Below are 14,411 nucleotides of genomic sequence, written 5' to 3'. Positions count from 1 at the left end.
GAAGCCCGACGGGTCACCCTCCGTGCTGCGGGCCTTCGCGAGTCGCAGCAGCTGCAGCACCCGCTTGCCGGCGCCGCGCGGGGTGTACCCGCCCGCGGCGAGGTGATGGGCGAACCGCGCCGCGTCGCCGATCGTCCACTCTGCGGTGCCGAGCTGCAGGGCGGCGGCCCGGGGATTCTCGTTCCAGCCGAGGGATCCGTCCGTGAGCGCCCGCTGGCAGTCGGGGTCGTCGGGCGGGGTCGCGGCGACGTCGACGCCCGTCGGGTCGGCCCCGGCGTCCGCGAGGACCTTCCGGACCGCCTCCTGGGCCCCGCCGGGCCCGTCGTAGCGCCGCTGCAGCTCCAGGACGATGCGCCGCTGCGGGCAGTTCTCCGACGCGGTCAGGGCGCGCGTCATCGCCTGCTTGACGGGCTCCGCGAGCGCGCCGTACGGCACCCGCTCCAGGAGGGCGACCGCCGTGACGGCCTTGCTCATGCTCCACATGCGCGTGCGCCGGCTGCTCTCGTGGGCGACGCCGGTCCGGCCCGCGGACGTCGCGCGGACGACCGGGGTGCTCCAGCCGTCGGCGAGGATCGCCGCCTCCACCGTGCCGTCGTACCGCTTCGTGGCAGAGCTGACGCCCTTGTTGAGCGCGCGCGCCAGGACGTTCTCCAGATCCTCGTCGGCCGTCGCGCCGGCCGCGGCCGTCGTCGGGCTCCGGTCCTCCGTCCCCTCACCGGCCGTCGCCGGCTTCGCGGCCTGCGTGCCGGCCCGTCCGCCGCCGACGATCGGCGCCGGCGTCGCCGCGGCGTTCGTCGTGTCGTCCCCGGACGCCGCCCAGCCGACGGCCCCGCCGATCAGCAGACCGACGAGCAGCGCTGCGACGGCGAGCCTGCGGACCACGGTCAGTTGCACTTGTTGCCCAGCAGTCGGGGATCGGTGGAGGCGTTGGGCCAGCGGGCCTCGCGCTTCGCGGTCGTGTTGGCGCCGGGCTCGTACTTCCAGGCGCCGTTCTCGTACTTCGCCCAGGTGATGCCGGTGTAGCGGCCGTTGCAGTGGCCGGCGTTCGGGCCGCTGAAGTCGAGGCCCTTGATGCGGACGGTCGCCACGCCGTTGGCGCGGTCGAGCTCGACCATCGTCGCGGTCACGGTGCCGGGCGAGACCGCCAGGCCGGTGCGTCCCTCGGCCGCCGCCCACGACGCGCGCGTGCGCTGGCGGCCGTAGAGGACCCGGCCGGAGGTCTCCAGCCGGTGGCGTCGGCCGCTGAGCAGGTCCCAGGCGGTGTTCGTGTCGCCGTTGTTGAGCGCCCCGTAGTACTCGGAGATCGTCGTGGCGATGTCGTCCGCCATCGTCGACTCGTCGTCGTCGGGGACCGCGCCGCCCGACGTCGCCGTCGGGGTCGCGTCGTCTGTGGTCGTGTCCGACGTCGTGTCCGTCGCGGTCGGTGCCTCCGCGGAGGTGTCGCCCGCGGTGCTCGTGGTGTCGCCGACGGTGCTCGTCGTCTGGGCCGCCAGCGCCGCGTCGTCGCCCGCGTCGCGGGTCAGGACGAAGGCGGCGGCGCTGCCGGCGACGACGAGCGCCAGCACCAGTACGGCCGCGACGATCAGGCCGTTCCCGCGGCGCGGGGCCGGAGCGGGCGGGCCGCTCGGGGGGGCCCACGCGGGCGGGGGCGATCCCGGAGCCGGTGCGATCGGGACGGAGCCCGTGCTCGCGCCGGCGGCCGCACCGCTCGTGACGAGCGTCGGGTCGAGCTCGGAGGTCGCCCCGCAGCCGACGACGGCGCACCCGCCGCCCTCGGCCCAGCAGTCGTCGTGGTGCGTGGCGTGGCAGGTGCCGCAGTCGGTGACCCCGGCGCCGGGCTTCAGCGGGAAGCGGCAGTACGGGCAGCTCCGGCCGACGTCCTCGGGCGTGGCCGTGCGGTGCGTCGGCGTGCTCATCGACGGGGTCCTTCGGGACGGGTGGTGGGTGTGGGGCGGTGGCTCATCGGCGGGCCACCGCGCGGGTGAAGGCGTGCGCGGCGCCGGCGCGGCGGGCGGCCGTGGCGGCCGCCTTCGCGCGGGGCTTGTCGTCGTAGAAGCCGTCGTAGACGATCCAGTAGCCCGGCAGCATCCCGACGAAGTCGTCGCTGCGGAGCACCTGCGCGCCCGGGACCCCGAGGCGCGCCATGCGGGCGACCTCGGACTGCGCGCCGGACCGCGAGGTCAGCGCGGCGAGCTGCGCCAGGTAGATCGTCGGCCCGGAGGCCTCGGCCCGCTCGGCGGCGGTCAGCGGCGCGGCGGGGCTCCGCGGGGGGTCGGCGGGCGAATCCGGCGCGCTGGTCTCGGGGGCGCCGCCGGACGCCGCGGTGCCCGCGCCCGCCGGGGCGCCCGCGTCCACGGACGTCCCCGCGTCGGCCGACGGCGCCGAGGACGGCGGGGTCGCCGGCTCCGCCGTCGGCGCGTCGGAGCCCGCGGACGACCGGGCGCCCCCGGCCGCCGGCGTCGCGCCGGACGCCCGCACCTGCGCCGCCGGCGCCGCGTCGTCGCCGCTGGAGCTCAGCACGACGGCTGTGGCCGCGCCGGCGATGACGATCGCGAGCACCACGATGGCGCCGACGATCGGCGCGCTGGACCGCGGGCGGGAGGCCGAGCCCGGCGGCGCGGTGGGCGGGGGCGGGGCCGCGGCCCAGCTCGCGGCCTCGGGCGCGGCGAACGGGCCGACCACCGTGGCGGTGGTGTCGACGCAGCCGCCGACCGCGCAGCCGCCGCGCTCGGACCAGCAGTCGGCGTGGTGCGGGGACGAGCACGCGGGACAGACCGCGACGGTGGTGCCGGGCTTCACGGCGAACCGGCAGTACGGACAGGACGTCCCGGTGTCGGCGTCGCTCGCCGCGCGGAGGCCGGGTGGTTGGGAGCCCACCGGTCAGCCCCGCGCCGACCCGGCGGACGTTGTGGAAAGTGGTGAACGCTGCGACATGCCGATCCGGGACGACGTGGGACGGTGGTGGGAGCGGGGGAGCCGCGCATCATGACGATCGGGAGGTGGGAACGCCACCACTTCGGGGGTGGGCCGGCCCACCCCTCTGCGGGTCGCCAGCGGCCCCCGGATCTGCTTCGATCTGTCCATGACCGCCCGACCACCAGCCGCAGGACCGCCGGCCGGCAGGCCCGGCGGGCCCCGTCTCCGGCGCCTGGCCGCGGACTTCGAGAGCCTGCGGGCGGACTTCTCGGGGCACCCGCACGTCACCGTGGTGCCGATCGGGCCGGTCCGTCCGCCGGAGAGCTACCGCGTGGCCTACCGCGGCGTCCCGGGTGTGGTGCGCTGCGACGAGTCGGGCGTCCCGACGCTGGCCGACGAACACGAGGTGGAGATCACCCTCACCCGCGGCTATCCCCGGGAGCGCCCGCTGGTGCGTCCCCTCACACCCTTGTTCCACCCGAACATCACCCACGACGCGTTCTGCCTGCAGGACCACTGGGCGGCGGAGCAGGGGCTGGCTGCGGTCGTCGCGAAGGTCGCGGACATGATCCAGTACCGCGTCGTCAACCCGCAGAGCCCGCTCGACGTCCGCGCGGCCCGCTGGACCGTCGCCAACCGCGAGCGGCTGCCGGTCGGCCACGTCGACGTGGGCGTGGCCGAGTTCGAGATCGGGCTCCGCCGCCGATGACGCCCCGGGACCGCCGGCTGCTGGCGGACGAGGCCCACCTCGCGGAGCTCGCCCGGCAGGACCCGCGGATCACCTTCGAGTCCCACGGCGTTCCGCCCGAGCGCTACGAGCTCGCGCTCCTGGTGCCCGGGCTGGCACGCGGCGCCGGCGGCGTCCCCGTGGTGCGCTCCGGCCACCGCGCGGTGATCGACCTGCACCGCGACTACCCCCGGTTGCCCCCGGTGATCCGCTGGGGCACGCCGGTGATGCACCCCAACATCCTGCCGCCGCGCCGCCACGGCGGGGTCTGCCTCGGGTCCTGGAGCGCCGGAGAGGGCCTCGCGGACGTCGTGCGGCGGCTCGTACGCCTCGTCACCTGGCAGGAGTTCAGCGTCGTCGACCCGCTCGACGCCGAGGCCGCCGCCTGGGCGGAGTCCGTCGGCGCGACCCCCGGCGACGCCCTCGACGCCCTCGCCGCGCGCGCCGTCCCGGTGCCCGCCGCCCCCGGGACTGCGTCGTGACGACGCGCCACCGCCTTCCCCCGCATCCACCAAGAGACAGGAGACACCGGTGGACATCACCGTGACCGATTCGACCGGGAACAAGTTCGAGGAGGCGACCGTCCCGGACAACATCCCGACGGGGCGGATCGTCGCCAAGCTCGTCGAGCTGATGGAGATGCCCGCGATGGGCGTCGACGGGATCCCGATCTCCTACAAGTTCCACCACAAGCGCACCGGCCAGCAGATCGCCGACGACGAGACGCTCGGCGCGGCCGGCGTCCGTGACGGCGACGTGCTGCGGCTCGTCGCCGAGATCACCGCCGGCTGACCGCCGGAGCCTCGACCCATGTCCGAGCGCGTGCTGATCGAACCCGAGGACCTCGACGGGAGGTACCACCGGCAGACGCTGATCACCTGGTGGGAGCAGGGGCGGCTCCGCGACGCGCGCGTCCTCGTCGTCGGGGCGGGCGCGCTGGGCAACGAGCTGGTGAAGAACCTGGTCCTGATGGGCGTCGGGACGATCCTCCTGACCGACCTCGACGTCGTGGAGGGGTCGAACCTGTCGCGTTGCGTGCTCTTCCGCCCGGCGGACGAGGGTCGCGCCAAGGCGACGGTCGTGGCCGCCGCCGCGCGGGACCTCAACGACGAGGTGACGGTGACCCCGCTGGTCGGCGACGTCCGCTCCGTCGTCGGCCTGTCGCTGATCCGCGACGTCGACGTGGTCCTCGGCGGGCTCGACAACCGCGAGGCGCGGATGCACGTCAACGAGGCGTGCCGCAAGGCCGGGACGCCCTACGTCGACGGGGCGATCGAGGGCCTGCAGGGCATCGCGCGGGTCTTCCTCCCGACCGAGGGCCCCTGCTACGAGTGCACGATGAACGCGCGTGACCACGAGCTGGTCGCCAACCGCCGCTCGTGCTCGCTGCTGACCCGCGACGAGATGGAGGGCGGCAAGGTCCCCACGACCGCGACGACCGCGTCGATCATCGCGGGGATCCAGGTGCAGGAGGCCGTGAAGCTCCTGCACGGGGTCGAGACGCTGTCGGGGCGCGGCTTCGCGTTCAACGGCGGCACCCACGACTCCTACGTCGTCGGCTACCGGGCCCGTGAGGACTGCATGGCGCACGACCACTACGACCCGCAGACGGGCGAGGACGTCGCGCTGGACGCCACCTTCGCCGACCTGCTCGCCGCCGGCCGGCGGGGCCTCGGCACGGACGACGTGACGCTCGAGCTCGAGGTCGAGATCGCGACGGGCGCGGCCTGCGCGACCTGCGACGTCGTCGTCCCGCTCGCCCGGCCGCTGCACGAGCTGAAGGCCGCCGACGTCCTCTGCGCGACCTGCGGCGAGGAGATGCGGCCCGTCACCCGCCACGCCGTCGGGCCGGACGACGCCGAGCTCCTGGTCCTGCGACCCGACGAGCTGGGCGTCGCCCCGGGCGACGCCGTCACGGCCCGTCACGAGTACGACCGCTGGCACCTCTGGCTCGGCGGCGCGCTGCCGCTCCAGGACCGCGTCGCGGCGATCGGGGCGACGGCGTGAGCGGCGAGGGGCATCGCCCGCGGTTCCGCCGGGCCGCGCACGAGACGATCCTCGACCATGTCTTCTCGAGCCTCGGGCGCGAGGTCGGCGGCGTCCTGGTCGGCGAGTACCAGAAGGACCCGCCGGAGACCCACGTCCTGGCGGCGATCCCGGCGCTGGAGGCGACCTCCGAGGTCGCGAGCGTGACGTTCACCCACGACGCCTGGTCCGAGGTCCACGCGGTGCTCGAGGAGGAGCACCCGGGGCGCCAGATCGTCGGCTGGTACCACTCGCACCCGGGCTTCGGGATCTTCCTCTCAGAGCACGACCTCTTCATCCAGCGCAACTTCTTCTCGGGCGTCGGACAGGTCGCGCACGTCGTCGACCCCCGCGCCGGGACGGAGGGTGTGTTCGGCTGGCGCGACGGCGAGATCGCGCCGATCTTCGAGCGCCCGACGACGCGGCCCGGGGCGGGCGGGAGCCGCGGTCCGGCCGCCTCCCGCGGCGACGGCGGCGCCTCCGGGCGTCGCCCGGAGCGGACCGACTCGCGGGCCGGGGCGGCGCTCGGGTCCGGCGTGGTCCGGCCCCGCCCGGGATCCGGCGCCGGCGCGGGGGCGGCGGTCGATCCCGACGTCCCGGGGACGTTCGCGACGCCGGTGGCCGACGGCCGCCCCGCCGCCCACACGATCCTCGCCGGGGCGGGGCGCGCCCCGGCGCTGCTCCCCACCCGTCGCGGGGCGGGCGTGGTGCTCGTCGCGCTGCTGGTGGGCCTCCTCCTGGGCTTCGTGGTCGTCTCGGCGGCGCGGGCCGACCCGGCCGCGCCGGCGGTCGTCCCGGTGCGCAGCGGGCGGTAGGGCGGGGCGCGTCCTGCGCCGCCGTTCGCCGGACGGCTGGGGCGGGGTGGGCGTTGTGTCCCGGCGCGCGTCGGACGGCCGGGGCGACGCGGGACGCCGGGTCCCGGCGCGCGTCGGACGGCCGGGGCGCCGTGTCCCGACGTCCGCCGGACGGCCGGGCCGAGGTGGGCGCCGTACTCCGGCGCGCGCCGGACGGCGGGGGTGCGTGGCGGACCGGCTGGCCAGGGTTCTCGTCCCGATCCCGTCCCGCCGGACAGTGCCGCCCCGCAGGGGCCCCTTAACCTCTCGGACATGAGCCGCGACCAGGACCGCGTCCAACGCTTCCACTCCGGCGGGCCGTGGGAGACCGAGGTCGGCTACTCACGGGCCATCCGGGTCGGCGACCGCGTGCTCGTGTCCGGCACGACGGCGGCCCGCGGCGACGAGGCGATCCCCGACGACGCCGGCGACCAGGCCCGCCTGGCGCTGGAGACCATCGAGCACGCGCTGGAGCAGGCGGGCTCCGAGCTGCGCGACGTCATCCGCACCCGCGTCTTCGTGGTGGACCTGCCGGCCAACGGGAGCGCCGTCCTCAGTGCGTACGGCGAGGCCCTGCGCGGTGCCCGGCCGACGATCTCCACCCTCGGCGTCGCGGCCCTCGTCGACCCCCGGCTGAAGGTCGAGATCGAGGTCGAGGCGATCGTCGGGGCCGGCGCGGTCTACGAGGGCTGAGCGGGCTGGTCGGCCGGGGCCGGTCCGTCGGGGTCCGGGCCCGGCGCGACCGGCGTGGCCAGCGCCCCCGCCGGCGGCCAGACGTCGATCATGCTGCCCGGCACGGCCGTCCCGATCCACGCGTTCCACTCCTCGTCCCCGGCGGAGCGCTCGAGGACCAGGCGTCGCGCCGGCAGCTCGGGACGCGCGAAGATGACGCGCTCGAGCGCGGTCGGCGAGACCGGCACCATGGCGCTCCCGCGGCGGCGCGGCTCGCGTCGCTCGCCGTCCGCCTCGACGGTCCCGCCGTCCGCGCCCCGGCGCTCCCACGCGTAGCCGCGCCACGTGACCGACGAGCGCGTCGGGTCCACCGTCTCGGGCTTCTCGGCCCGGACCGCGAAGACGACCTCGTCGTCCACCCCCGTCGTCGCCATCCAGCCGCCCTGGCCGCGGTCGTCGAGGTGCCACGCCGACCACGACGAGCCGTCGGGCGCCGTGACGCGCTGGACGCCCCGCACGAACCACGTCTGGCGGTCGAACTTCAGCTCCACGCCGAGGGCGAGGTGGGACAGCCCGACGAACTCCGTGGCGCCGGCCCCCGGCGCGGCGCCCGGCGCGGCGCCCGGCCGCCCCGTCGCGGCGTCCGCCCGCATCGCGATCCGCATCGGCACGACGAACGCGACCAGCGACGCGATCGCGAGGAGACCCATGACGATCGCGAGCAGCATCGCCGCGAGGATAGGGCGCGGGGGAGGCCGCGCGCCGGGCGCGTCCGGCGGGCGGCCCGATCCGCGGGGTCCGTGGGTGTCCACGTTGACAGCCGCCGGGGTGCCTGATCGGATGGTCCGCCGATGCCCGCTCCGTCCCGACCCGACGCTCCCGTCCCCGGAGGCCCCGACCTCGGACGCCCGGACGCCGGCGGCCCCGACCTGGGACGCCCGGACGCCGGCGGCCCCGACCTCGGACGCCCGGACGCCGGCGGCCCCGACCTCGCCGACCACCCCGCCCTCGACCCCGAGGCCGCGCTCGTCCGGGCCGAGGCCGTCGTCGCGGGGACACCGGAGGAGGTCTGGTGGTCCGTGTCCACCGGCGCCGGGATCGGCACGTGGTTCGTGCCCGCCCAGGTCCAGCAGCGGGTGGGCGGGGCCGTCGTCACCGACCACGGCTCGTTCGGCCACAGCCACGGCGTCGTCACGGTCCTCGAGCCGCCGTGGCGCTTCGCGTACGAGGAGCGCGCGTGGGGGACGGACGTCCCGCCCTGGCGGACGGAGCTCCTCGTCGAGCCGGTCGACGGCGGGGCGGGCGGAGCCGATGGGGCGAGCGGGGGCGGGGCGGACGGCGCCGGCGGGGCGAGTCCGGCCGGCGGGGTCGCGGCCGGTGCCGCCTGCCGGGTGCGCCTGACGAGCGGGCTGACGGAGGAGGGGCCGGTCTGGCGGGCGGCGGTCGCCGTGACCGAGGAGGGCTGGGTGGCCGGCCTGCGCAACCTGCGCCTGGTGCGCGAGCACTTCCCGGGACAGTCGGCCGGCGGCGTCTTCGTCGTCCGCGGCGTGCGCGCCGGCCGGGACGAGGCCTGGGCGGCGCTGCTCCGGGCGCTCGGGTTCCACGACGCGGCCGTGGGGGACGAGATCGTCGCCGTGCCCGGCGCGCCCGCTCTGGCGGGCGTCGTCGAGGAGGTGCGCCCGACGAGCCTGCTCCTGCGCACGACGGCCCCGGCGCCGGGCCTCGTCGAGCTCTCCGCGCACGTGTGGACGACGACGTCCCTGCTCGTCCACGCCCACTTCTTCGGCCCTGCCGGGGCCGCCGTCGCCGAGGCCGAGCGCCCCCGCTGGGACGCCTGGCTGCACGCGCGGTTCCCGGGCGCGCAACCGGCCTGAACCGCGGCGCACGGACGCAGCGACCGCACCGGTCGATCACGGACACCCCGTGGCCGGAGTTCGTCCGACCCCCGCGGCGCGCCCTCCTCGGTGGGGCCGCCGCGGTCGATCACGGACACCTCGTGGCCGGAGTTCGTCCGACCCCCGTGGCGCGCCCTCCTCGGTGGGGCCGCCGCGGTCGATCACGGACACCTCGTGGCCGGAGTTCGTCCGACCCCCGCCGCGCGCCCTCGTCGGCGGGGCCGCCGCGGTCGATCACGGACACCTCGTGGCCGGAGTTCGTCCGACCCACGCCGCGCGCCCTCGTCGGCGGGGCCGCCGCGGTCGATCACGGACACCCCATGGCCGAACATCGACCGACCCCACTCACCGCGCCGCCCCGACCGAGGGATCCCGGAGGTCGACGGAGGACGCCGGACGGCCGCGGCGGGACGCGCGGTGGCGCCGCCGGCGGGTGCCGCCCCGTGCGCCGGACCGTGGGGACGCGGGACCCGTCGCCGTGGCCGCGGGCGTCCGCCGGATGGCCCACGCGGCGCGCCGCTCGGCCGTTCTGCCGATGTGCGGACGCGGTCCAGGACCTACCGTCGGCGTACCGGTCCGCCGAGGTGGCGGGCCGGGGGTTCCGTCCCCACCAGGCGGCCATCCGCGCCCTCCCGCCGTCGGTCCCACGACCGGCGACCCCGTACCGCCGGGCGCCCGCGGCGGCGGCTCCGGCCGCTCCCGCGGGCGACGGCGCACGGCCCGGGAGCGGCGCGGGCGGCGGTCAGCCGACGTCGATGCGGCTCGCCTTCGTGCGGCCGGACACCCACAGCGCCGTGTCGGTGGCGCCCAGGCGCCGGGGCACGAAGGACAGCTGGTACCGCTCGATGACCTTCGCGGTCTTCGCGTCGACGCGGACGACCGTGCGGTCCCCGGCGACCATCACCCAGAGATCGCCGCCGGCCTCGGCCATCGCGGCGGCGCCCCTCCCGACCGGCACGGGCGACCCGAGCGGCTTCAGGGTGTCCGGGTCCAGCGGGGTCACGGCGCCGCGCGCCGCGTCGCTGAGCCACACGGTGCCCCCGGCGACGGCGACGCCGGACTCCTCGCCCACGGCGACCGGGACCAGCGGGCCCACGGTGCCGTCCGCGCCGATCCGCCGGATGCGCAGGGACGATCTGCCGCACGACGTCGATGCGAACAGCAGGTAGAGGGCGTCCGACGTCCCCGCCTGGGTCTGCTGGTCGGGGATGTCCTCGAACGCCGCGGGCACCCTCGGCAGGCACTGGAAGTCGAGGTCCGTCCGCCCGAGGACCCGGCCGGTGTCGACGTCGAGGCGCCGGATCTGGCCCTTGCCCTCGGCCCCGGCGGCGTCGAGCAGCAGCCACGCGACGTCGCCCGCGGGCGCGAGCTCGAACTGGATGCTCGCGTCGGGCATCCGGTGGACCCATCGCCGCTCCCCGGTGTCGGTGTCGTACGCGTGCAGGGCGGGCGGGTAGCCGGACAGGCCCTCGCCCGAGTAGAGCGCGTAGAGGGTCCGGTAGTCGCCGGTGAACCGCTCGAGGGCCTGCACCGACCTGCCGTCGCTCGCGGAGATGCTCCCCTGGCCCTCCAGCGTCCGAAGGCCGTCCGCGCGGCCGCTGACCTCGTCCCGTCGGCGGTAGACCCACGGCTCGACGTACTCCGTGTACTTGACGGTCCAGGGCTGCCCGCCCGCGACCGTGAGCTCCTGGTCCTTCCCGATGGTGATCGTCGCGTCGGCGGGACGGGCGACGACCGGGGCGGCGGCGGGCTGCGCGCTCGTCGTCGCCGCGCGCGCCTGCGCGGGCGGATCTCCGCCGGAGGAGTCGTCCCCGCCCAGGAGGACCACCGCGGCGGCGACGAGCACGACGACGAGCGTCACCCCGGCGACGGCGAGGGACCACGGCGTCCGGGAGCGGGAGAGCGCGGTCGCGGGGCTCGCCGGACGGGGCGGCGGCGCGGCCGGGGTCACGAGCGTCCGGGTCTCGGAGGTCGCGTTGCAGCCGACCACCGCGCACCCGCCGCCCTCCTCCCAGCACTCGTCGTGGTGGACGGCGTGGCAGGACCCGCACTCCGCGACCCCCGTCCCGGGCTTCAGGGGGAAGCGGCAGTAGGGACACGACCGGCCGGCTTCGTCGACGCGGGCTGGCCGGGAGTTCGCGGACATCGAGGCGAGGATGCTCGACGCCCGATGTGGCCACATCCGCCAGATGGCGGCTTTCGTGCCACCTCTCCCCTAGTAGTCCGCCCACCCCTTGCGGGTGTAGTCGAGGATCGCCGGGCGGTTCAGCGTCGTCGGGTGGACGTCGCGCGGGCCGCGGTCGGCGGGGAAGGAGGCCGCCGCCCGCAGGGTCTGCGCGTTCAGGAAGCGCAGGCCCGGCGGGGGAGGGCCGCCGACGGAGAGCACCGGGGCGGTCGGGGAGGACGCGGGACCGGCGAGCCAGAATCCCCAGTCGCCGAAGGTCGGGACGTCCACGTGGTACGGCCGGCCCCGCCAGCCCGCGAGCTGCAGCGTCTTGCCGACCGACCAGAATGCGTCGGGCGCGAAGTACGGGGAGCCCGACTGCACGACCGCCACGCCGCCGGGGGCGAGGACGCGGCTGCGGACCATCCCGTAGAGCTCGGCGCTGTAGAGGCGCGCGAGGCCCTGGTCGTCGGGGTCGGGGAAGTCGATGACGACGGCGTCGTAGCGGTCGTCCGTCCCGCCCTTCGGGTGGTCCCGCACCCAGTTGAACGCGTCGCCGTTGGTGACCTGCACGCGGCGGTCGTCCAGCGATCCTCGGTTGAGCGCGCGCAGCCGCGGGTCGGTGCGCGCCAGGCGGGTCATCGCCGGGTCGAGGTCGACGAGGTGGACGGCCGCGACCTCGCGGTGGCGCAGGATCTCGCGGACGGCCATCCCGTCGCCGCCGCCGAGGACGAGGACCCGCAGGCCGCGCGCGCGGGCCTGGGGGGTGGTCGCCGCCAGCGCCGGGTGGACGAGGGCCTCGTGGTAGCGGTACTCGTCGCGGCTGGAGAGCTGGAGGTCGCCGTTGAGGTACAGGCGCACGTCCGCGGTGCCCCGGAAGGTGAGGCTCTCGGTGACGTCGATCTCCTGGTACGGCGTGCGCTCGGAGACCACGATCGGGTCGTCGTAGAGCTGCTGGCGGGCGGAGACCTCGAAGCGCCCGGCGTACGCGAGGCCGAGCCCGACCGCGACCGTCCCGACGAGCAGGAGGGCGGTCGCGCCGATCCGCACGCGGCGGGTCAGGTCGCCGCGGAAGACGACGAAGACGATCAGCGCGGCGCAGACGAGGTTGACGAGGCCGGCGGCCAGGGCGCCCCGCATCTGGCCGAGCAGCGGCAGCAGGACGAACGGGAAGGCCAGCCCGCCGACGAGCGCGCCGACGTAGTCCGCGGCCGTCAGGTCGGCCAGCGCGCGGGCCGCGGCCTGCGCCCGGACCCGTTGCAGGAGCTCCATCAGCAGCGGCAGCTCGGCGCCGACGAGCGCCCCGCAGACCAGGGACGCGACGACCACGGCCGGCGTGTAGACCCCGGCGTACGCGAACGCGGCGTAACAGGCGAGCACCGAGAAGCCGCCCGCGACGGCGACCCCGACCTCGACCGCGACGAACGCCGGCAGCGGCCGCCGGAGGAACGGCTTGGCGGCGAGCGCCCCGATCCCGAGCGCGAAGACGAAGAGCGAGACGACGAGCGACGTCTGCGTGACGGTCGCCCCGACGAGCACCCCGCCCAGCGCGATCAGGGCCAGCTCGTAGACCAGCGCGCAGGCGGCGCACGCGCCGGCGGCCAGCAGGAGGAGCGCCCGGACCGAGCGTGCGGTCCGGGGTCCGGCGGTGGCCGGCCCGCCCGCGGAGGCCCCGTCGTCCCCGCCTTCGACCGACGGCCGGCCTTCGACCGACGGCCGGCCTTCGACCGACGGCCCGCCTTCGACCGACGGCCCGCCTTCGACCGACGCGCCGCCCCCGACCGCCCCGGTCGTCCCACCCGGCCCCGGCACGGCGCCCGCGGCGCCGTCGGCGCTCACGAGATCGACGCGGCGACCACGGCTCCGACGGCCAGGTGCGTCACGACCGTGATCCAGACCGCCGGGTGGTGGTCGTCGTGGGCGACCATCTCGCCCAGGTCGCCCGGGGTCAGGAGGTCGACGACCTTGAAGACGAAGCCGATCAGGATCACGCCCAGCAGGCCGTAGCCGAACGCGTCGACGAGGCCCTTGCCGAGGTCGTCGTCGGAGCTCAGGATCGCGACGACCACGGTCATCGTGTTCGCCGCCAGGCCGGACGCCAGCACGGCGGTGAGGTCCTTGTTGCGATCGTCCCAGATCTGGCGGCGCAGGTCGCCCGGGGTGGCGAGGTCGACGGCCACGAAGCCCGCGATCAGCACGATCAGGCCGACGACGGAGTACGCCGCGGCGCTGCCGAGGCCGTTGAGGAGGTCGTTCAGGGTGTCGTTCATCGTCGCCTACGGGATCGAGGTGGTGGAGGAGGACCCGCCGGACGCGGACGACCCGCCGGAGCCCGTGGGCCCGGACGAGCCGGCGGACCCGGAAGACCCGCCGAAGAGGGACGGGCCCTTCGGGCGCTGCGGCTTCCGCGCCTGTCGCCGCGCGATCAGCCCGTAGCCGACGAGACCGACGGCCACGAGCAGCAGCACGACGGCGATGCCGATGCCCAGGCCGTGCGCCCGCAGCCAGTCGGAGCTCGGCTTGCCCGTCAGCCCGTCGCCGTTGGGGGCGGTCGTCGCGGCGACGGTCTCCTCGGCCGGCTCGGCGTCGTCGAGGATCAGCGGCAGTGCGGCCGTCAGGTTGCGCAGGGCGAGGTCGTCGTTCCCGCCGAGCAGGTCGTCGCCGTCCACGTCGGTCAGGTTCTTCAGGCGCTGCGTCGCGGCGGACGCCGGCAGCCCGGGCACGTTCGTGACGACCGCGTAGTCGGCGCTGTCCTCGGCCTCCGACGACGAACTCGTGTAGTTCAGTGACACGTTGACGACGAGGTAGCCCTTCGGGCACGAGGCGGACGCGCCCGGCCGCCGATCGGGACCGTCGTTGGAGAGGACCTCGTCGCGATCGGACGCGCCGGAGCCCCCGAGGGAGACCTGGTAGCCGAAGCAGACGCCGGTCTCCTCGGTCGACTCGGCGAGCGTCTGGGCGAGCTCGACGCGGTCGCCGGCGTCCAACAGGATCCCGGGGCCGGCCTGGTCGGCCGTGATCTCGGGACCGGTGGACGTCGTCGTGGCGGTCGTGGCCGGGGCCGCAGCGGTCTGCGCCGCGGCGGGACCGGCGGTCAGCCCGGCGGGGACCAGCGCGGCGGCGGCGAGCACGGCGACGATGCGTGAACGTGGGCCGGCGGCGAGCACGGCGACGCCGCG

General features: G+C 76.4%; 15 protein-coding genes. 7 read left to right on the top strand and 8 right to left on the bottom strand.

Features of this window, described 5'->3' with window-relative positions; translation table 11 throughout:
• The 3 genes from AB0L40_RS21160 to AB0L40_RS21150 all read right to left on the bottom strand — a co-directional run.
• Positions 1–894 (bottom strand): hypothetical protein (locus tag AB0L40_RS21160; protein ID WP_364359245.1); only part of this gene is annotated, 894 nt, incomplete at its 3' end.
• Positions 885–1,916, bottom strand: a complete 1,032-nt coding sequence (locus tag AB0L40_RS21155; protein ID WP_364359242.1) for a hypothetical protein — start codon at positions 1,914–1,916, stop codon at positions 885–887. The genes AB0L40_RS21155 and AB0L40_RS21160, both read right to left, overlap by 10 nt.
• Before the next feature lie 43 nt (positions 1,917–1,959).
• Positions 1,960–2,877: an RING finger protein gene (locus AB0L40_RS21150; RefSeq protein WP_364359239.1), complete on the bottom strand. Its 918-nt coding sequence runs from the start codon at positions 2,875–2,877 to the stop codon at positions 1,960–1,962.
• A gap of 205 nt (positions 2,878–3,082) precedes the next feature.
• On the opposite strand from AB0L40_RS21150, the gene AB0L40_RS21145 reads away from it, so the two are divergent.
• From AB0L40_RS21145 to AB0L40_RS21120, 6 genes are all read left to right on the top strand, one after another.
• Positions 3,083–3,625 carry a ubiquitin-conjugating enzyme E2 gene (locus tag AB0L40_RS21145; protein ID WP_364359236.1) on the top strand — a complete coding sequence of 181 codons (543 nt, stop codon included), beginning with the start codon at positions 3,083–3,085 and terminating at the stop codon, positions 3,623–3,625.
• Entirely contained in the window at positions 3,622–4,125 is a 504-nt protein-coding gene (locus AB0L40_RS21140; RefSeq protein WP_364359234.1) for a hypothetical protein, read from the top strand. Before AB0L40_RS21145 ends, AB0L40_RS21140 begins: the two co-directional genes overlap by 4 nt.
• A gap of 49 nt (positions 4,126–4,174) precedes the next feature.
• Positions 4,175–4,435: an EsaB/YukD family protein gene (locus AB0L40_RS21135; protein ID WP_364359231.1), complete on the top strand. Its 261-nt coding sequence runs from the start codon at positions 4,175–4,177 to the stop codon at positions 4,433–4,435.
• An 18-nt stretch (positions 4,436–4,453) separates the two neighbouring features.
• Positions 4,454–5,650, top strand: coding sequence for a ThiF family adenylyltransferase (locus AB0L40_RS21130; RefSeq protein WP_364359228.1), 1,197 nt, complete (start codon positions 4,454–4,456; stop codon positions 5,648–5,650).
• Positions 5,647–6,483: a Mov34/MPN/PAD-1 family protein gene (locus AB0L40_RS21125; RefSeq protein WP_364359225.1), complete on the top strand. Its 837-nt coding sequence runs from the start codon at positions 5,647–5,649 to the stop codon at positions 6,481–6,483. Before AB0L40_RS21130 ends, AB0L40_RS21125 begins: the two co-directional genes overlap by 4 nt.
• A 291-nt stretch (positions 6,484–6,774) precedes the next feature.
• Positions 6,775–7,194 (top strand): Rid family hydrolase, encoded by a 420-nt coding sequence (locus AB0L40_RS21120; RefSeq protein WP_364359222.1) that lies wholly within the window; start codon positions 6,775–6,777, stop codon positions 7,192–7,194.
• On the opposite strand, the gene AB0L40_RS21115 is transcribed toward AB0L40_RS21120, so the two are convergent.
• Positions 7,182–7,901, bottom strand: coding sequence for a DUF4178 domain-containing protein (locus tag AB0L40_RS21115; protein WP_364359219.1), 720 nt, complete (start codon positions 7,899–7,901; stop codon positions 7,182–7,184). The two genes, AB0L40_RS21120 and AB0L40_RS21115, sit on opposite strands and share 13 nt — an antisense overlap.
• A gap of 123 nt (positions 7,902–8,024) precedes the next feature.
• Here AB0L40_RS21115 and AB0L40_RS21110 point away from each other — a divergent pair, with 123 nt between their 5' ends.
• A complete protein-coding gene (locus AB0L40_RS21110; RefSeq protein WP_364359216.1) occupies positions 8,025–9,047 on the top strand; it encodes a hypothetical protein in 1,023 nt (340 codons plus the stop codon).
• A 763-nt stretch (positions 9,048–9,810) separates the two neighbouring features.
• On the opposite strand, the gene AB0L40_RS21105 is transcribed toward AB0L40_RS21110, so the two are convergent.
• The 4 genes from AB0L40_RS21105 to AB0L40_RS21090 form a co-directional block, all read right to left on the bottom strand.
• The gene (locus tag AB0L40_RS21105; protein WP_364359213.1) at positions 9,811–11,214 is read right to left on the bottom strand and encodes a hypothetical protein; all 1,404 of its coding nucleotides are present in this window, start codon (positions 11,212–11,214) and stop codon (positions 9,811–9,813) included.
• Positions 11,215–11,283: 69 nt separating this feature from the next.
• Entirely contained in the window at positions 11,284–13,071 is a 1,788-nt protein-coding gene (locus AB0L40_RS21100) for a polyamine aminopropyltransferase (protein WP_364359210.1), read from the bottom strand.
• Positions 13,068–13,502, bottom strand: coding sequence for a DUF350 domain-containing protein (locus AB0L40_RS21095; RefSeq protein ID WP_364359207.1), 435 nt, complete (start codon positions 13,500–13,502; stop codon positions 13,068–13,070). Before AB0L40_RS21095 ends, AB0L40_RS21100 begins: the two co-directional genes overlap by 4 nt.
• A gap of 6 nt (positions 13,503–13,508) precedes the next feature.
• A partial coding sequence (locus tag AB0L40_RS21090) for a hypothetical protein (RefSeq protein ID WP_364359204.1) occupies positions 13,509–14,411 on the bottom strand: 903 nt, incomplete at its 5' end.

Source organism: Patulibacter sp. NPDC049589, assembly GCF_040675535.1.
Classification (GTDB): domain Bacteria; phylum Actinomycetota; class Thermoleophilia; order Solirubrobacterales; family Solirubrobacteraceae; genus Patulibacter.
Note: the sequence above shows the minus strand (reverse complement) of the source record. Positions and strands in the feature narration are given on the sequence as shown.